Here is a 17,057-nt window from a genome sequence, read left to right as displayed (position 1 = left end):
AAGGGTGTTGACCCCGCCCGTGCGCGGGAGGATCCTGTGTGCCAGCTGCACTGACGACGGAGCATGCAGCGGTGTTCTGACGCGTCTGTGCGGTGCATCCACACGCCGGCCTCAGGAGAATCACGCTGGACGACCGGCGACGACACAGTCGACCGGAGGAATCCTCATGCGAATCAGAAGAACGCTGCTCACCGGCGCCGCCGCCGCGGCGCTGGTGATCTCGTCGCTGCTGGCACCAGCCGCAGCGAGTGCCGCCGCCCCCTCGGGCAGGCACACCGCTCCCACCCTCTCGCTGCTGGCCGACGGGCTGCAGGGCACCAGCGGCAGCACGATCGGGCCAGACGGCGCCCTGTACGTGGTCGAAGGCGCGATCGGCCAGGTCACGCGCATCGATCCGCGCACGGGGGCCGCGACGCCGTTCGCGACCGGGCTGCCGAAAGCCGTCATCCCGATCGGCGGACCGATCGACATCGCGTTCGTCGACAAGACGGCCTACGTGCTGGTCGCCAACGTCGGCGACGACGTGCCGGGCGCCCCGTCCAATGAGGTCGACGGCATCTACCGCATCGACGGGCCGACGAGCTTCACGGTCATCGCCGACATCGGCGACTGGTCGCTGCGCAATCCGCCTCCGCCCGAGATCGACTTCTTCCTCACGCGGGGTGTGCCGTTCGCGCTGGAGCCGGTCACGGGCGGATTCCTCGTGACCGACGGCCACCACAACCGGGTGCTGAAGGTGTCGATGTCGGGCCGCATCCGCGCACTCGTGCAGTTTGAGAACACGGTGCCGACGGGCCTCGCCGCGCGCGGCAGGCTCGTGTTCATGGCGGAGGCCGGGCCCGTGCCGCACGACCCGTCGACCGGCACCGTGCTCGTCTTCGGGCTGACGAAGCCGCGCCCGGTCGAGGTGGCGTCGGGCTACAGTCTGCTCACCGACGTCGAGTTCGGTCCGTGCGGCCTCTACGCCGTGTCGCAGGGCGACTCGCCGGGAGACGTGCCGCCGGGTTCGCCGGCGCTGCCCGACAGCGGCGAGCTGCTGCTGGTCGGCACCCGCGGGAGGCTCTCGGTCGTGGCCGACGAGCTCGACCTGCCCGTGTCGGTCTCGTTCCGCGGCGGCACGGCCTATGTCGTGACGGTCAACGGAGAGGTCTGGACGGTCTCGGGCCTCATGCACAAGGGCTGCACAGGTCGCTGATGTCGGCGCGGACGCGCCGGGGCGGATGCGGTCGCCCCGGCGCGTCGGCCGAAATCTCAGTGAGCTGTGCCTCCGGGGGCCGCGCTCAGACCGTGAAGGGCAGCACCAGACGCGACGGATGCCGGGCGTCGCGGTAGATCGTGTGCGTCACGGGGCGGCCCACCGGCAGGTGGAACGCGTCGGGTGGCAGCAGCGAGTTGTGCTCGTCGACCAGCGGCTCATCGTTCGAGAGCTCCACCACCAGCGTGTGCCCTGGAAGGAACGTCGCCGCGAACGGGTACAGGCGCACGACGTACTCGACGACCTCGCCCGGCACGACCGGCTCGACGCTTTCGCGCGTGTGCGGGTGACGCGGGTCGCCCTCGCGCGTGCGATCGGCGTCGAGCGCGCGCTGCGAGGCCTTGAGGTAGCCCGAGGTGATGAGCTGCCGTGTGCCGGAGGGCCCGGCATCCCACAGGCGCAGGATGAAGTTCGTGTCGTCCTGGTCGATCGCGACGTGCAGGTGTGCGGCGCCCGGCCCGATCATCTCGGTCTGCTCTTCGAACGCCGGCGTCGACCACGTGAGCAGTTCGACTCTGTCGGTGACGGTCAGCGGCGCCTGGAAGAATCCGTCGGTCGCGACGTGCTCGACGCCCATCGGCTCGGGCTCGGTCAGCAGTCGACCACGGGGCCGCAGGTAGAGCGCCCGGTGCTCGACGGGCTTCGGCGGCCACGCGGCGGCCGAGACGACCTCGCGCGACCCCTCGACGAACACGTTGAGAGCGGGCTCGTCCATGATCCCGTTGTCGATGCCCTTGATCCAGTAGTCGTACCAGCGGAACATCTTGTCGTGCTCTTCGACCCACGGGCGGGACTGCATCGGGGGGTACGAGCCGATGTCGAGGCGCTTGGGGCCCTGCAGGCCCTCGAACAGCTCGATCGTGCCGTCGACCGTCCAGCCGCGGCCCTGGTCGATCTGCAGATAGACGGGCACTTCGATGTTGCGGGCGAGGGTGATCGGGTTGCGCTCCTCGTACCACTCGCCGTCGAAGTTGTTCGTGATGATGTCGAACCACGCCTCGTGGTGCGTCGGGTAGTGCAGCGTGTGCACGAGGTTCGGCCATGCCGCCACGTCGGGGTCGGCGAGGCGCTCGGCCACCCGCGCTGCGACCTCGTCGGCGGGCACGTTCTCGAGCATCCGGCTCTTCGTGCGGTCGGTGAACGCCCAGCCGCTGTCACCGCCACGCCCCTCGCGGGCCGCCCGCGGCATGAACCACATGACTCCGCCGTGATAGGTGGTCTCGTAGAAGTCGTAGTGGCCGCCCGAGACGAAGATGGCCTTCAGGTGCGGGGGGCGCTCGGCGGCGGCGAGCACCTGCATCGATCCGAAGTACGAGATGCCGATCATGCCGACGCTGCCGTCGCACCAGGGCTGGGCGGCGACCCACTCGATGAAGTCGTAGGCGTCCTGCCCGAGGGGCACGCCACCGGCGTTGTAGTTGCCGATGTGCTCGCCCTCCGAGGCCCCGGAGCCGCGGAGATCGCCGATCACGTGCACGTAGCCCTCGTCGACGACGCGGGCGATGTCGCCCGCCTCGATGCAGCCGTCCCACATCGGCGAAGGGCGGCGTTGCGGGGGCATCGTGAGGGCGAGCGCCTGCAGCTCCTTGCCGTACGGGCTCAGGGCCACGAGGGCCGGCCGCGGCGCGTCGTCGTCGCCCGTGTAGGCGTCGGCGGCGAGTTCCACCCCGTCGCGCATCGGCACGCGCAGGTCTTTCGTGATGCGGATGCTGCGGCCACCCGCCGTGAACGTCGTCTGGTGCGTCATGCCTGTGGTCCTCCTTCAACGCCGGCGAACAGCCGACGGTAGGCGTGCATCGTCGTGAAGAACGGCGATGGCTCGAGGGTGGGGTCGCCGGTGTAGCCGAGCGAAGCGGCGGCGGCGGCGAACGGGGAGTAGGGGGAGTCGGTGGGGTCGAACCCGAGTTCGGCCTGGTCGCGCGCGGCGGCGCGGATGCGGGTCTCGAGCTCGAGGCTCCCGTCGATCGCCTCGCGGGTGTCGGTCTGGTCGAGCACTTCGGGGAACGGGGTGCCGTCGGCGCGCCGGTAGGAATGACCGAGGTAGAGCCGCTGCGGCCGCACGCTGTCGCGCAGGTGCTCGATGCTCGCGCGGTAGAGGTCGGCATCCTCGTAGCCGGGGAATCCGCTCGCGGCGCCGTAGGCCTGCACCGAATCGCCGACGAACACGTCGCCCTGCCCCTCGACCTCGTAGGCGACGGCGCCGGATGTGTGCCCGGGCATCGCGTGCACGCGCACGCGCACGTCGCCGCCGAGGTCGAGCACCTCGCCGCCGCGCACCAGCCGGGTCGGCTCGAACTCGCCGGAGATCTGCGCGGCGGCGTCGGCGGTCTTTCGGGCCTGGGCCTGCGGGTCGTGGATGTAGTCGCCCCGCAGTTCCAGGAACTCGTCGACGTGGGCGCGACGCGACCGCACGAAGGGGGCATCCGCTTCGTGCACCACCACCTCGGCCCTGCGTCCGGTGAGCTCCCACAGCGCGTGGGCGCCGCCGACGTGGTCGATGTGTCCGTGGGTGAGCAGGATCCAGCGCACGCCCTCGATGCGACGGCCGAGCGCCTCGAGCGCGGGCGCCATGCCCTCTGCGGGCGAGGTCGCGATGCCGGTGTCGACGATCGCGGGCTCGGGGGCATCGATGAAGAAGCTGCGCAGGGTGAACCGGCCCCAGGGGGAGACGAGCGGGTGGATGCGCACCGTCATGATCGGCGGTCGTTCACGAAGTCGCCCACTTCGGCGAAGACGGCGGCGAACTCGGGGATCCACCCGAAGTTCACGACGAACCCGTGGTTCGCTCCCGCGTACCGGTGCACGGTGGCGGGCACGCCCGCATCGGCGAGGCGCTGCGCGTACGCCTCGCCCTCGTCGCGGAGCGGATCGAACTCGGCGGTCACGACGAGCGCCTGAGGCAGTCCGCTCAGATCTGCGCGTCGGATGGGCGAGACCAGGGGGTCGGCCGGATCGGCGCCGCCGTCGAGGTAGAAGGAGTTGTGCGGGGCGAGGGCGACCGACTCGAGCCCGTAGCCGAAGGCGTTCTCACGCCGTGACGGGTAGCGGTCGAGGTCGAAGTCGAGGTCGACCGACGGGTAGAGCAGCACCTGGTGCGTGATCGCGTCGCGCCCCTCGTCGTGCGCCTTCGCCGCGACGGCCGCGACGAACGTGCCGCCCGAGCTGTCGCCGGCGACGGCGAGCCGAGTGCCGTCCCACTTCAGCTCGTCGCCGTGCTCGACGATCCACGTCACGACGGCGTAGCTGTCGTCGATCCCGGCGGGAAAGGCGTGCTCGGGGGCCAGGCGGTAGCCCACCGAGATCACCCGGAAGCCGGATGCGGCCGCCAGCGCCCGCGCGACGGCGTCGTGGGTGTCGAGGCTCCCCGAGAAGAACGCGCCGCCGTGGAGGTACACGAGGATCCCGTAGGAGTCGGCTTCGACCGGCGTGTACATCCGCACCGGGACGTCGGCGTCGGGCCCCGGCACGACGGCGTCGTCGACGGCGTGGAGCTGCGGCATCCGCTCGTCTGCGGGCGGCACGTGCTGTTCGCCCATCGCGCGCCAGGCGGTGACGTCGGGCGGGGTGGCGCCTGCGGGTGGGATGACCGCGAGGATCTTCGCGATCTCGGGGTGGATCGGCATGAGGGGCTCCGGATCAGGCGTTGGCGGGGAAGGCCGACTCGACCTGTTCGCCGTTCCAGCCCTGACGCGAGATGGCCTGCAGGTGGTCGGTCATGGGCTTGCGCACCGCCTGGTAGGCGGCGAGTGCCTCGGAGACCGTGTCTGCTGCGACGAGAGCGGTCGCGAGCCCTTCGGCGTCGAGGATCGCCGAGTTGGCGCCCCAGCCCTGGTGGTGCAGCATCGCGTGGGCGGCGTCGCCGAGCAGGGCGACGCTGTCGGTGTGCCAGGTGTCGACCGCGTCGATGTCGTACACCGAGCGGCTCGTGACCTGGTCGATGTCGAGCTCGCGGGCCACGGCGACGATGCGCTCATCGAAGCCGTCGAGGAGAGACACGAGGTAGTCGTTGCTGATCTCGGGCGCCCACGTGTCGTCGTCGGAGGGCGCCGTGATGTCGTACGAGAGCTCGCCGCGGTAGGCGAGCGGCAGGTTGTAGGCGATGACGCCGTCTCGGCCTATGTAGAAGCGCGGATTCGCATCGGAGACGAGCCCGTGCGACTGGTCGATCGGCACGACGATTCGGTACGCATGCTCGTGGGCGAACACCGGCGGCTTCTGCGAGAAGAGAGCGTGGCGGACGACCGAGCGGATGCCGTCGGCGGCGATCACGAGGTCGGCTTCGACGACCTCGCCGTTCGCGAACCGCAGGGTTGCGGTGGCGCCGTCATCGACGATGCTCTCGAGGCGGTGGCCGAGATGCACCGAGTCGGCCGGAAGGGCGCCCAGCAGCACGTCGATGAAGTCGCCGCGGTGGATGATGCGGTTGTGGTTGGGCTGGGCGTAGTCGTTGAGCCCTGGCCATTCCTCCTGCGCCAGCACCATCGTGCCGTCGGCGGTGAGGATCTCGAGGTGGTCGCTGGCGCCCGAGACCTTCGCGATCTCGTCCCAGATGCCCCACGTACGGAACAGCTCGACGGCCGGGGGACGGATGCCGATGCCGGCGCCGATGGGCGCGAGCGCGGCGGCCTGCTCGTAGACGTGCACGTTCTGGGCACCGGCGTGGCGCAGCGCGACCGCGGCGGCGGCACCGCCGTAGCCGCCGCCGACGATGGCGATGCGGAGGGTCCGGAGTTCTTCGGTCTTCATGGATCTCTCTCTTTCGACGCGTCGATGCGCCGGCCAGGCGGTGAGGGTGTTCAGTTCTTGATCGTGAGGAAGTTGGCGGGGTTGTCGACGAAGAGCGTGCGCACCTGCGCGTCGCTCCACCCGGCGTCCTTCAGATCCGGGATGAGCTGCTCGAACAGGTAGTTCACGGTGTGCCCCTTGACCCCCGGCCAGCCGAGCGGGCTGCAGTTGGCGTCGGCGGCGGCGAGCACCCTGTCGATGCCGATGCGCTCGACGAACCCGAGGAAGTGATCGAGGCGCTCCTTGCGGGGGCGCGCCCAGAACGGCGGATCGGGGAGCTCGGTCTCGTACCCGAAGGTGTCGAAGCCCAGACGACCGCCCTGCTCGGCGATCCAGGTGTCGCGCGTGATCGGCGCGTTCACGCCGTCGTCGACGTGGCCGAACAGCACGCGATCGAGGGGGAGGCCCTCCTCCTGGAAGATCGCCACGGCGTTCTCGGCGTCGATCGCGAGATGCGTGAGGATCGGCACGCCCGTCTCGCGGGCGGCGCGCGCGGCGGCGCGGTAGATGCGCTTGTCGAGCTCGGTCATGCGCCCGCCGCGGCTGACGCCCACCTTGATGACACCGGCCTTGGCGCCGGTCGTGCCGATGCCGACGGTGATCTCGTGCACGAACACCTCGGCGAGGTACTCGACTGACGCCCTGGCGAAGTGGGCCAGGGCGGTGTCGCCGCCGACGAAGCCCGTGCACGCGATGATCTGCACGCCGGTCTTCTCCGAGAGCGACCTGTAGTAGTCGACGTCGCGGCCGTTGCAGATGCCGGTCGCGTCGACGATCGTCGAGCCGCCGTACTCGCGGAACGCCCGCAGCTTCGGCACCGTCTCGTCGTAGCGCTGCTCCGGCGACTTCCACCACGTCGTGTCGAGCTCGCTGCCCGGCATGCCGTAGCCGATGTGCTCGTGCACCGAGACGAATCCGAGTTCTTCGGCCGGGATCGTGCCCAGCACCGTGTTCACCTTCGACATGGGGCTCTCAGTTCTGCGCGGCGCGCACCGTGAGCAGGGCGCGGGGGTTGTCGACGAGGATGCGGCGCACGTCGTGGTCGGAGACGCCGGCGGCGAGGAGCGTGGGCGCGAAGCCGGTGAGCACGAGCTCGTAGGGGAGGGCGTCATCGGGGACCCCCTTGGCGACGCCGACCACGTTGCTCGACAGCAGGATCCGGTCGCCGTGGCCCGCCGCGATGAGCTCGCGCACGATCGTCACACGCTCCCGATCGGTGACGACATCGGCGTCGGCGCGCCCGACGTGGTCGAGGGCGACGAAGGCGCCGCGCGCGGCGACGAGCTGCGCCGCGCCGGTGGCGACGGCATCCCGCCTGTCGAGACCGCCCACGACGATGCGGTCGGCACCGAGGCCCTCGGACAGGGCGATGTCGAGATCGTGGAGCGCGTCGGCGCCGAAGCGCAGCGAGACCGGTGCGCCGGTGGCGAGGGCCGCGCGGGCGCCGCCGCGCACGAGGCTCTCGTCGGTGGCCGTCATGCCCCCCCGGGTGGCGGCGATCGCGATGAGACCGGCGCCACCGCGCCGCTCGACCCGGGGCACGACCATGCCGTCGTCGACCTCTCTGCCGAACAGCGCCGCGAACCTGTCGGCGGGCCACGGAGTGGGCGGATTCGTCTGCGGAGTGAGGAAGTAGCCGCCGAGCAGCTCCTCAGGTCCCTGACCGGTCGACGCGACGATGTGCACTCCCGTCGCGCGCGAGAGCGCCTCATAGAGCTTGACGTCGCGCCCGTGGAACATGCCGGTGCTATCGACGATCGTGCCGCCGCCGGCCGCCCGGAAAGCGGCCAGTCTGGTCACGAGGATCTCGAAGATCTCAGCGCGATCGATCGTGATGTCGGGCGCGTACTGCGCCCCCGGGTACACCGAGAGCAGAGCCTCGTGGACGGCCGTGACGCCGAGGTCGGCCGCGGGGACGGGTCCCAGCACCGTGTTGACCGTGGGGTCGCCGAGCAAAGCCGTGTCCGCCATTGAACGTGCCTTTCCGCGACGGACACCGCCATCGGTGCCTCGCGCTGTGGAGCGTTGGAAGCCGGGGGCGACTGCAGAGCTCGTCGCCCTCGGCGTGCATCCACTATACACACTGTAAAGTCAATGGCAATGACGTAAAGCGAACCCCCATGGTTCGCGGACCGGCGGTGTCAGTCGACGCGTTCTCCGCACATGCCGCAGACGCCGCTGGGGGGCACTTCGACGAAGCAGTTCGGGCACAGCGCCTTCGGCCGCTCTTCCGCGGCTGCCGCGCGCCGCGCGGGTGTGGACGAGCGCTCGGCACGCGCGGCGCGCGGCGCCCGGGATGCCGGGCGCACGTCGGGCGTCACCTGCGGGCGCGCCGGCGGAGCAGGCTTGTGCTCTGCGCAGTAGAAGCGCACGAAGCCCGCGTGCTGCTTGGGGTGGCGGTGCTTCACCGCCCACAGCTCGGTGCGCTCCCGCAGCGCCGAATCGGTGCCGCATGTGAAGCAGCGGGTCGGTTCTCCCGGGATGACTTCTGACACCAGGACGGGCGCCTCGAAGGGCAGCCCGTCACGCCAGTCGGCTCCTGCGACGATCTTCATGCTGAGCCCTCCTCGCTTCAACGGTACGCGACCCGCGGGGGCTGCGCGTCCACCCTCGCGCGCGCGGACGTAGCATGGAGCAATGGCCACATCGAACCTGCCGACGCCCACGCTGCAGCCGCTGCCCGCGGTCGCCGACGACAAGAATCTGCTCGTGAGCGACGAAGGCGCGTCGTGCTGCGGCGGAGGCTGCTGCAGCGTCTGATGCGCTGTCGGCGTGGCGTGGCAGGATGACGCCATGCCCGAGTCGCCCGAGGTGCAGGCTCTCGCCGAGTTCCTCGACGAGCGGCTGACGTCGCGACGCATCACGCGCGTCGAGGTCGACGAGTTCCGCGCGATCAAGACGCGCGACCGACCGCCCGCGTCGCTCGAAGGAGCGACGGTGACCGGCGTGCGCCGGTTCGGCAAGCACCTCTCCGTCTCGACGGATGCCGGCGCGCTCGTGATCTCGTTCGGCCGGGCGGGGTGGGCGCGCTGGAACGGCGAGGCGGCACCCGGCGGTGCGCCGGTGATCGCGCGCATCGAGCTCGACGACGACATGCTGGATCTGACCGATGCCGGGCAGTGGCTCTCGCTCGCGCTTCACGTCGTCGACGATCCGCTCGATGTGCCGGCGATCGCCGGGCTCGGGCCGGACCCGGCGAGCGATGGGTTCACGCTCGAGCGCTTCGATGCGGTGGTCGCCGGCCGGCGCAAGCAGCTCAAAGCGCTGCTGCAGGAGCAGGAGTCGTTTGCCGGCATCGGCAATGCCTACTCCGACGAGATCCTTCATGAAGCGCGCCTGTCGCCCGTCGCGCACGCATCGGCTCTCGACGAGGTCGGGCGCGACGCGCTGTTCGCGGCGACCACCGGTGTCGTGCGCGCCGCGATCGCCGCACGTCGCGGCATCCCTCCGCACGCGCTCAAAGCCGCGAAGGTCGCGGCGATGCAGGTGCACGGCCGAGGGGGAGCGCCGTGCCCGAGATGCGGCGACGCCGTGCGCGACCACTCGACGTCGAGCACGTCGTGGCAGTACTGCGCGACGTGCCAGACCGCCGGCATCCCGCTCGAATGAACGACGAAGGGCGGGGCTGAAGCCCCGCCCCGTGACGTGCGGATCAGGCGTCGACGTACCGCATGACGATGCGGCCTTCGATCTTTCCCGCTTCCATGCGTTCGAAGACGTCGTTGATGTCGTCGAGCTTCTCCTCGGTGATCGTCGGGTGGATCTTGCCCCGCGCGTAGAAGTCGAGGGCCTCCGCCAGATCTTGGCGGGTGCCGACGATGGAGCCGCGGATCGTGATGCGGTTCAGCACGGTCGAGAAGATGTCGGCGGGGAAGGTGCCAGGGGGGAGCCCCACGAACACCACCGTGCCGCCGCGGCGGCACATGCCCGTCGCCTGGCCGAACGCTTCGGTGTGCACCGCCGTGACGAGCACGCCGTGCGCGCCTCCCGTGCGCTCCTGGATGGCGGCGACGGGATCGGTCTTGGCGGCGTTCACGGTGACCTCAGCCCCGTGGTGCTTGGCCAGCAGCAGCTTGGCGTCGTCGACGTCGACCGCCGCGACCCGCATGCCCATCGCCACGGCGTACTGCACCGCGACGTGGCCGAGCCCGCCGATGCCCGAGATCACGACCCACTGTCCCGGCTTCACCTCGGTCTCTTTGAGCCCCTTGTACACCGTGACGCCGGCGCACAGGATCGGCGCGACCTCGTCGGGGTCGGAGCCCTCGGGGATGCGCGCGGCGAACCGCTCGTCGACCAGCATGTACTCGCCGAACGAGCCGTCGACGCCGTAGCCGCCGTTCTTCTGCTGCAGACACAGCGTCTCCCAGCCGGTGCGGCAGTACTCGCACGTGCCGCAGGCGCTCCACAGCCACGCGTTGCCGACCTTCTCGCCGACCGACAGCGTCGTCACACCCTCGCCGAGGGCGACGACCTCGCCATAGCCCTCGTGACCGGGGATGAGATCCGCCTTCGGCGGCACGGGCCAGTCGCCGCGCGCGGCGTGGAGATCGGTGTGGCAGACGCCGGTGGTGATCACGCGGACGAGGGCCTGCCCGGGGCCGGGCGCCGGGATCGGCACCTCGGTGACGAGAAGGGGCTTGTCGGGGGCAACGACCACGGCGGCCCGCATGACGCCCTGCGGCACGACGCCGCGGTCGTCACGAACCCGTGTGTCAACGTTGGCACTCATGATTCTTTCCTCCATCGGACGGACGGTCGCCGTCCTCACCCCCACGGTACGCCCAAGTGGTCAGACCACACGGAATGCTGTGGGATCCGACAAGACGGTGTTCATAACCGCGCCATAACCTGCTGTTGTTCACTGGACGGATGGTCGCCTTCCTCCGTCGCTTCGCCCTGATCGCGATGGCGTGCGCTCTGGTGCTCACCGGGTGCACGGCCACGCCAGCCTCGGACGCGACCGGTGCGGAGTCCGACCTGTGGGACTCCGAGGTCGTGCACACGATCTCGGTCGACTACGACCAGTCCGACTACGACGCGATGATCCAGACCTACCTCGACACCGAAGAGAAGGACTGGATCGAGGCGACGGTGGTCATCGACGGCGAGACCTACGAGGATGCCGGGCTCAAACTCAAGGGCAACTCGTCGCTGAGGGGCCTGTCCACATCGGCCGACGCCGAGCTCAGCAGCGAGAGCCCGGAGGATCTCCCGTGGCTGGTGCGCCTGGACAAGTACGTCGACGGCCAGAACCACGACGGCACCACCGAGCTCGTCGTGCGCGGAAACAGCAGCGAGACCGCCCTGAACGAGGCCGTGGCACTGGGGATGCTCGCAGAGGCGGGTCTGGCCTCGCAGCAGGCGATCGCCGTGCGCTTCAGCGCCGACGGATCGGACGAGCGGCTGCGGCTGGTGATCGAGAATCCCGATGACGGCTGGATGGAGCGCGAGCTCGGCGACGGGATGCTCTACAAGGCGGAGGCCGGTGGCGACTACAGCTATCGCGGCGATGACGCAGACGCCTACGCCGAGGTGTTCGACCAGGAGGGCGGCGGCGATGATCTGCAGCCGCTGATCGATTTCCTGGAGTGGATCAACGAGGTCGACGATGAGACCTTCGCCGCCGATCTCGACGAGCATCTCGACGTCGATGGGTTCGCCACCTACCTCGCCTTCCAAGAGCTCGTCGGCAACTCCGACGACATCGACGGGCCGGGCAACAACTCCTACCTCTACTACGACCCCGCCACCTCCCGCATGACCGTGGTCACCTGGGACCTCAACCTCGCTTTCGGCGCGAGCCCCGGGGGTGGGGGGTTCGGCGGCGGTGGCGGTGATGGCGGCGACCGCGGAGGAGATGGCGGTGGCCGCCCAGGTGATGCCGGTGGTGACGGCGGCGGAGGCTTCGGCGGCGGCCAGGGCGGAGGCTTCGGCGGGTCGAACGTGCTCGCCGAGCGCTTCCTCGCCGATGCGGACTTCGCCGCCCTCTACCGGAGCGAGCTCGAGCGGCTGCAGGCGGAGATCGTCGACTCGGGTGACGCGCAGCACCTGGTGGACCAGTGGACGCAGACGCTGCTCGACGGAGCGAGCGACCTCGTCGACAGTGCGACGATCCACAGCGACGCCGACGAGATCGCCGGCCAGCTCTCCTGACCCGAGGTCAGTGGGCGGCGACCGCCGCGACGCCGTCGTCCTCTGGCTTGCGGATGAGCGCGGCACCCACCAGCAGCGGCAGCGACACGATCGCGGCCACGAGGAACGCCGCGTGGGTGCCGGCTGCGCCGGCCGCAGCCTCGGTGGCACCGGAGGCGGCAGCATCCGCCGTCGCCGATGTCATCACCGTGATCATCAGGGCGATGCCGGCTGCGCCCGCCACCTGCTGCACTGTGCCGACGACGGCACTGCCATAGGAGTAGAAGCGCGGCTCGAGCGAACCCAGCGACGCGGTGAACAGCGGAGTGAACGAGAGTGCGAGGCCGAGCGAGAGCACGGTCTGGGCACCCGCGACGAGCCAGATCGAGGTGTGCTCATCGAAGGTCGTGTAGTACCAGAGCATGCCGACCGTGATGATCGCGCCGGGGATGAGCAGCGTGCGCGTGCCGCGGGCATCGTAGATGCGGCCGATCACGGGGCCGGCGAAGCCCATCACGAGCGACCCGGGGAGCACAGCCAGACCCGCCTCGATGGCGGGGTGGCCCAGCACATTCTGCAGGTACAGCGGCAGCACGGTGATGGCGCCGAAGAAGGCGGCCGACATGATCGTGAGCTGCGCGACGGCGAGCGAGAAGTTCGCCGAGCGGAAGACGCGCAGGTCGAGCAGGGCGTCGTCGACCCGCTGCAGCACGACCTGGCGCCAGAGGAACAGGCCCAGGGCGATGCCGCCGACGACGAACGACACGACGAGCATGGTCGTCGAGGCGGCTGCCGCGGCTGCCTCGGCCTCGGTCCCGCCGTGCGACGAGGCCCCGCCGATGAGGCTGAGACCGTAGACGATGCCGCCGAAGCCGAAGGCGGACAGGACCACCGAGAGGATGTCGATCGGGGCATGCGTCGGCTCGCCGAGGTTGTGGATCCACTTGGCGCCCGCGAAGAGGGCGACCAGGGCGATCGGCAGCACGACGCCGAAGATCCAGCGCCAGCCCACGGTCTCGAGCAGCAGTCCGGACAGCGTGGGGCCGATCGCGGGTGCGAGGGCGATGACGATGCTGACCCGACCCATCATGCGGCCGCGGGCATGGGCCGGTACGACGGTCATGAGCGTCGTCATGAGCAGCGGCATCATGATCGCGGTGCCCGAGGCCTGCACGACCCGTGCGACCAGCAGCATGGTGAACCCGGGGGAGAGGAACGCGATGAGTGTTCCCGCGGAGAAGAGGGTCATCGCGGTGACGAACACCTGGCGCGTCGTGAACCGCTGCAGGAGGAACCCCGAGATGGGGATGACGACCGCCATCGTGAGCATGAACGCGGTCGTGAGCCACTGGGCGGCGAGCGCCGTGATGCCGAGGTCGGTGATGAGGTGCGGGATCGCCATGCCCATCGTCGTCTCGTTGAGGATCGCGACGAACGCGGCGGCCAGCAGCAGCCAGATGACGCGGGTCTGCTCGCTCGTGAGCTGGGCAGTTCTGACGGTGGGTGTGGACGCGGTGTCGGTGGCAGCCATGTCGTCTCCTCGGGGTCGCGGCGTGGTCGTTCGACAGCGGCCGGAACGGACGCGTCGCGAAGGCAAGCTTCGATGATAACCACCGCGGCCGACATCCCATTCCCGCCGGTTACGCTGGCTCGATGAGCATGGGTCCGGCCGGTCACCCGGGGATGCGCGGCGGATTCCGCGGCGCGGTGGACGAAGACGCGCAGCGCAGACAGAATGCCGAGGCTCCCCGCATCCCGGATCTCGGCCCGCGGATCGTCGCGCTGTTCCGCCCTTACCTCGGCCGGATCTCGCTCACCGCGGTGATCGTCATGGTCTCGGCCGGCATCGCAGTGATCCCGCCGCTGATCGTGCAGCGCATCTTCGACGACGCGCTGTTCCCCGTCGACGGGAGCGCACCCGACCTCGCGCTGCTCGTGCGGCTGGTCGTGCTCATGGTGGCGCTGTTCCTGCTGTCGGCGGCCCTCGGCGTCGTGCAGACGTGGCTCACCTCCACCGTCGGCAACCGGGTCACCGGCGACCTCAGGGTGAAGCTGTTCGATCATCTGCAGGCGATGGAGCTGGGCTTCTTCACTCGCACCAAGACCGGTGTCATCCAGTCCCGACTGCAGAACGACGTCGGCGGAGTGTCGGGCGTGCTCACGAACACCGTCACCAGCATCCTCGGCAACGTCGTGACCGTCATCGCCTCCCTCGTGGCGATGATCCTGCTCGATTGGCGGCTGACCCTCATCGCCGTCGCCCTCATGCCGGTGCTGATCGTCGTGCAGCGCCGCGTCGGCCAGGTGCGCGCACGGATCGCCGGCCAGACGCAGGAGTCGCTGTCGGAGCTGACCTCGATCACGCAGGAGACACTGTCGGTCAGCGGCATCCTGCTGTCGAAGGCGTTCAACCGCCAACCCGCCGAATCGGCTCGCTACCGCGCCGAGAACGACAACCAGGTCGTGCTGCAGGTGCGCAGGGCCATGAGCGGGCAGGGCTTCTTCGCGGTGGTGCAGGTGCTCATGGCGAGCGTGCCGGCGGTCATCTACCTCGTCACGGGGTTCCTGCTCACCGGTGACGCCTCGTCGGCGCTGACGGCGGGCACGATCGTGGCGTTCACGACCGTGCAGGCGCGCCTGCTGCAGCCGCTCATGGGGCTCATGCGGGTCGCGCTGGACGTGCAGACCTCCGGCGCGCTGTTCGCGCGCATCTTCGAGTACCTCGATCTCGTTCCGCTCATCCAGGATGCGCCGGATGCCGCGCCCGTGGCGTCGGCGCCCGTTCCCGTGGGCCGCGTCGAGTTCCGCGGCGTGGGCTTCCGATATCCGGATGCGGCGGCATCCGCCCGCCCGACGCTGCACGACGTGTCGTTCACCGCCGCGCCGGGGCAGCACGTCGCCTTCGTCGGACCGTCGGGGGCGGGCAAGACCACGATCCTCTACCTCGCGCCGCGGCTGTACGAGGCGACAGAGGGCGCTGTGCTGTTCGCGGGTGCCGACGTGCGCTCGCTGACACAGGCCTCGATCATCGATGCGGTGGGCATCGTCTCGCAGGAGACATATCTCTTCCACGCGACGATCGCCGAGAACCTGCGGTACGCCAAGCCGGCGGCCACCGACGAGGAGCTCGTCGCCGCCTGCACCGCGGCGAACATCCACCACGTCATCGCCGGCTTCGAGCGCGGCTACGACACCGTCGTGGGGGAGCGCGGCTACCGCCTGTCGGGCGGCGAGAAGCAGCGCATCGCGATCGCACGCGTGCTGCTGAAGGACCCGCCGGTGCTGCTGCTCGACGAAGCGACCTCGGCGCTCGACACCGTGTCGGAACGTGTCGTGCAGGAGGCGCTGGAGGCGGCATCCCGCGGACGCACGACCCTCTCGATCGCGCACCGCCTGTCGACGGTGATCTCGGCCGATGTCATCCACGTCGTGGATGCAGGGCGGATCGTCGAGTCGGGCACCCACGCCGAGCTCCTGGCGCGGGACGGCCTGTACGCGCAGCTGGCATCGGAGCAGCTCGCCGGCGTGCGGGTGCTGGCCGCGGAAGGCGAGGCCGAGCCTGCGGCGCTGCCCGACCGTCGCGCCGATCGCGAGCCGGCGGATGCCGCCGTCACCGGTGCGATCGAGCTGCTGGTCGACGAGCAGCCCGCCCCCGCTCTGCCCCCCGAGCCCCCTCTCGACTGAACGTGCGCCCACAGCGCCCCTCCAGACCCCGCAACTTGGCACTTGTTGCCGTCGGGACCGTCCGAGACCGCCCAGACCTGCCATATTGCGGTGGGGTTGGACTCGAGCCACCCATCGCAACTTGGCACCTGTAGTCGCTCCGGGCGCTGGCGGGCGACCGAAAACGCCACGTCGAGGAGGATGCGGGGCGGCTCAGCCGCGCCAGCCACGCCGCCGCAGCGCGGCACGCACCGTCGCCACGGCCGTCGGATGCTCGCCGACGATGTGCTCGCGGGTGAGTCGGACGACCTCCCACCCTTCTGCTGTGTACGCGTTGTACTTCTCGATGTCGCGGTTCCATTGGTTCTCGTCGACACGATGCTGGTCGCCCTCGATCTCGACGACGACCTTCTGCTGTCGGTAGACGAGCTCGGTGATGCCGATCCGTCGGCCCTCGCGATCGTGGATGTCGACGTCGAGCTCGGGTTCGGGGAGTCCTGCGAGCTCTGCGTCCAGACGGACGTCGGTCTCGAGTGGTGACGCGCTCCCGACGCGGATGAACTCGATCGCCTCCCGCAGCTTCGGTGCACCCCGTCGACGTGACAGGTCGGCGGCGTGGCGCAAGGCGGTCGGCGATGCGAGCTGCGCCTCGGGTCGCGGCTGTCCGCGCTCGTCTCGGGGTATGCGCACGAGAGCGTCGCCCACCTCGATCAGTCTCCGCAGTGGGAGGTCACGCGCGAGGGTCGCCCACGTCGTGGGCACATCGGTGACCCTGAACCCCGAGGCCTCGACGACCGTGCCGAGTCTCGAGGTCAACTGGAAGCCACGGATGTCCCGATGGCGTGGCGCGCGGTGGGGCGCGAGCACGCCGACGTCGAGGGGCCCGGTGTTCGCGACCTGACAGCCGTGGATGACAGCCGCCGTACGCCCGATGAAGAACGCGTGCGGCTCCATCACCAGTGCGTACGCGCGCACCCGCCGGAGCACGGCGGCTCGCGCGGCCCGCTCCTGCTCCCAGCCGCTCTTCGGCGACGTGTCGTCTTCGGTGGCATCGGTCCCTACGCGCTGCCGCACCCCACGGTACGGCCGCTCGAGGTCGGCTGCGCGCAGGCGTCGATCCGTCGCACCGGCCTCGAGCGCCTCCTCCCGCGTGAAGGCCTCGCCGAGCGTCGCGGGAAGGGGGCGAGGATGCAGCATCCGCCCACTCTGTGGGATCGCG

The 17,057-nt window shown here is 70.1% G+C and carries 15 protein-coding genes; 5 read left to right on the top strand and 10 right to left on the bottom strand.

What is annotated here, in order from left to right:
• The first annotated feature begins 166 nt into the window (after window positions 1-166).
• The gene (locus tag OAW74_RS06820; RefSeq protein WP_262873552.1) at window positions 167-1,195 is read left to right on the top strand and encodes a ScyD/ScyE family protein; all 1,029 of its coding nucleotides are present in this window, start codon (window positions 167-169) and stop codon (window positions 1,193-1,195) included.
• An 85-nt stretch (window positions 1,196-1,280) separates the two neighbouring features.
• On the opposite strand, the gene OAW74_RS06815 is transcribed toward OAW74_RS06820, so the two are convergent.
• The 7 genes from OAW74_RS06815 to OAW74_RS06785 all read right to left on the bottom strand — a co-directional run bounded on the left by OAW74_RS06815 (window position 1,281) and on the right by OAW74_RS06785 (window position 8,595).
• A complete protein-coding gene (locus OAW74_RS06815) occupies window positions 1,281-3,002 on the bottom strand; it encodes a CocE/NonD family hydrolase (RefSeq protein WP_262873551.1) in 1,722 nt (573 codons plus the stop codon).
• On the bottom strand, window positions 2,999-3,949 hold the full coding sequence (locus OAW74_RS06810; RefSeq protein ID WP_262873550.1) for an MBL fold metallo-hydrolase: 951 nt from the start codon (window positions 3,947-3,949) through the stop codon (window positions 2,999-3,001). The genes OAW74_RS06815 and OAW74_RS06810 overlap by 4 nt, the downstream gene beginning before the upstream one ends.
• Window positions 3,946-4,878, bottom strand: coding sequence for an alpha/beta hydrolase (locus OAW74_RS06805; RefSeq protein WP_262873549.1), 933 nt, complete (start codon window positions 4,876-4,878; stop codon window positions 3,946-3,948). Before OAW74_RS06805 ends, OAW74_RS06810 begins: the two co-directional genes overlap by 4 nt.
• Window positions 4,879-4,891: 13 nt before the next feature.
• Entirely contained in the window at window positions 4,892-6,001 is a 1,110-nt protein-coding gene (locus tag OAW74_RS06800) for an FAD-dependent oxidoreductase (protein ID WP_262873548.1), read from the bottom strand.
• Window positions 6,002-6,051: 50 nt separating this feature from the next.
• Complete coding sequence (locus OAW74_RS06795) at window positions 6,052-7,005, bottom strand: phosphotriesterase family protein (RefSeq protein WP_262873547.1); 954 nt, start codon at window positions 7,003-7,005, stop codon at window positions 6,052-6,054.
• Between the two features lie 7 nt (window positions 7,006-7,012).
• Entirely contained in the window at window positions 7,013-8,011 is a 999-nt protein-coding gene (locus tag OAW74_RS06790; protein WP_262873546.1) for a phosphotriesterase family protein, read from the bottom strand.
• Window positions 8,012-8,181: 170 nt separating this feature from the next.
• The gene (locus OAW74_RS06785) at window positions 8,182-8,595 is read right to left on the bottom strand and encodes a glucose-6-phosphate dehydrogenase (protein WP_262873545.1); all 414 of its coding nucleotides are present in this window, start codon (window positions 8,593-8,595) and stop codon (window positions 8,182-8,184) included.
• Between the two features lie 82 nt (window positions 8,596-8,677).
• On the opposite strand from OAW74_RS06785, the gene OAW74_RS06780 reads away from it, so the two are divergent.
• On the top strand, window positions 8,678-8,800 hold the full coding sequence (locus OAW74_RS06780; RefSeq protein ID WP_262873544.1) for a hypothetical protein: 123 nt from the start codon (window positions 8,678-8,680) through the stop codon (window positions 8,798-8,800).
• Window positions 8,801-8,833: 33 nt separating this feature from the next.
• A complete protein-coding gene (locus tag OAW74_RS06775; RefSeq protein WP_262873543.1) occupies window positions 8,834-9,649 on the top strand; it encodes a DNA-formamidopyrimidine glycosylase family protein in 816 nt (271 codons plus the stop codon).
• A 43-nt stretch (window positions 9,650-9,692) separates the two neighbouring features.
• Here OAW74_RS06775 and adhP read toward each other — a convergent pair whose 3' ends face one another.
• Window positions 9,693-10,712: an alcohol dehydrogenase AdhP gene (gene adhP, locus OAW74_RS06770; RefSeq protein WP_262873941.1), complete on the bottom strand. Its 1,020-nt coding sequence runs from the start codon at window positions 10,710-10,712 to the stop codon at window positions 9,693-9,695.
• A 200-nt stretch (window positions 10,713-10,912) separates the two neighbouring features.
• On the opposite strand from adhP, the gene OAW74_RS06765 reads away from it, so the two are divergent.
• Window positions 10,913-12,196: a CotH kinase family protein gene (locus tag OAW74_RS06765; protein ID WP_262873542.1), complete on the top strand. Its 1,284-nt coding sequence runs from the start codon at window positions 10,913-10,915 to the stop codon at window positions 12,194-12,196.
• A gap of 7 nt (window positions 12,197-12,203) precedes the next feature.
• Here OAW74_RS06765 and OAW74_RS06760 read toward each other — a convergent pair whose 3' ends face one another.
• On the bottom strand, window positions 12,204-13,706 hold the full coding sequence (locus OAW74_RS06760; RefSeq protein ID WP_262873541.1) for a DHA2 family efflux MFS transporter permease subunit: 1,503 nt from the start codon (window positions 13,704-13,706) through the stop codon (window positions 12,204-12,206).
• A gap of 128 nt (window positions 13,707-13,834) precedes the next feature.
• On the opposite strand from OAW74_RS06760, the gene OAW74_RS06755 reads away from it, so the two are divergent.
• The gene (locus OAW74_RS06755; protein WP_262873940.1) at window positions 13,835-15,859 is read left to right on the top strand and encodes an ABC transporter ATP-binding protein; all 2,025 of its coding nucleotides are present in this window, start codon (window positions 13,835-13,837) and stop codon (window positions 15,857-15,859) included.
• A gap of 192 nt (window positions 15,860-16,051) precedes the next feature.
• Here OAW74_RS06755 and OAW74_RS06750 read toward each other — a convergent pair whose 3' ends face one another.
• Window positions 16,052-17,035 carry a DUF559 domain-containing protein gene (locus OAW74_RS06750; protein ID WP_262873540.1) on the bottom strand — a complete coding sequence of 328 codons (984 nt, stop codon included), beginning with the start codon at window positions 17,033-17,035 and terminating at the stop codon, window positions 16,052-16,054.
• Window positions 17,036-17,057: the final 22 nt, after the last annotated feature.

This window comes from Microbacterium fluvii (assembly GCF_025515205.1).
GTDB classification, from domain to species: Bacteria; Actinomycetota; Actinomycetes; order Actinomycetales; family Microbacteriaceae; genus Microbacterium; species Microbacterium fluvii.
The sequence above is the reverse complement of the archived record's forward strand: the minus strand, read 5'-3'. Positions and strand labels throughout refer to the sequence as shown.

What these genes read in the sequence shown, in the direction of transcription:
- OAW74_RS06820 (WP_262873552.1), top strand. Translation starts at nt 167, where the DNA reads ATGCGAATCAGAAGAACGCTGCTCACCGGCGCCGCCGCCGCGGCGCTG.
- OAW74_RS06815 (WP_262873551.1), bottom strand. Translation starts at nt 3,002, where the DNA reads ATGACGCACCAGACGACGTTCACGGCGGGTGGCCGCAGCATCCGCATC.
- OAW74_RS06810 (WP_262873550.1), bottom strand. Translation starts at nt 3,949, where the DNA reads ATGACGGTGCGCATCCACCCGCTCGTCTCCCCCTGGGGCCGGTTCACC.
- OAW74_RS06805 (WP_262873549.1), bottom strand. Translation starts at nt 4,878, where the DNA reads ATGCCGATCCACCCCGAGATCGCGAAGATCCTCGCGGTCATCCCACCC.
- OAW74_RS06800 (WP_262873548.1), bottom strand. Translation starts at nt 6,001, where the DNA reads ATGAAGACCGAAGAACTCCGGACCCTCCGCATCGCCATCGTCGGCGGC.
- OAW74_RS06795 (WP_262873547.1), bottom strand. Translation starts at nt 7,005, where the DNA reads ATGTCGAAGGTGAACACGGTGCTGGGCACGATCCCGGCCGAAGAACTC.
- OAW74_RS06790 (WP_262873546.1), bottom strand. Translation starts at nt 8,011, where the DNA reads ATGGCGGACACGGCTTTGCTCGGCGACCCCACGGTCAACACGGTGCTG.
- OAW74_RS06785 (WP_262873545.1), bottom strand. Translation starts at nt 8,595, where the DNA reads ATGAAGATCGTCGCAGGAGCCGACTGGCGTGACGGGCTGCCCTTCGAG.
- OAW74_RS06780 (WP_262873544.1), top strand. Translation starts at nt 8,678, where the DNA reads ATGGCCACATCGAACCTGCCGACGCCCACGCTGCAGCCGCTGCCCGCG.
- OAW74_RS06775 (WP_262873543.1), top strand. Translation starts at nt 8,834, where the DNA reads ATGCCCGAGTCGCCCGAGGTGCAGGCTCTCGCCGAGTTCCTCGACGAG.
- adhP (WP_262873941.1), bottom strand. Translation starts at nt 10,712, where the DNA reads ATGCGGGCCGCCGTGGTCGTTGCCCCCGACAAGCCCCTTCTCGTCACC.
- OAW74_RS06765 (WP_262873542.1), top strand. Translation starts at nt 10,913, where the DNA reads ATGGTCGCCTTCCTCCGTCGCTTCGCCCTGATCGCGATGGCGTGCGCT.
- OAW74_RS06760 (WP_262873541.1), bottom strand. Translation starts at nt 13,706, where the DNA reads ATGGCTGCCACCGACACCGCGTCCACACCCACCGTCAGAACTGCCCAG.
- OAW74_RS06755 (WP_262873940.1), top strand. Translation starts at nt 13,835, where the DNA reads ATGGGTCCGGCCGGTCACCCGGGGATGCGCGGCGGATTCCGCGGCGCG.
- OAW74_RS06750 (WP_262873540.1), bottom strand. Translation starts at nt 17,035, where the DNA reads ATGCTGCATCCTCGCCCCCTTCCCGCGACGCTCGGCGAGGCCTTCACG.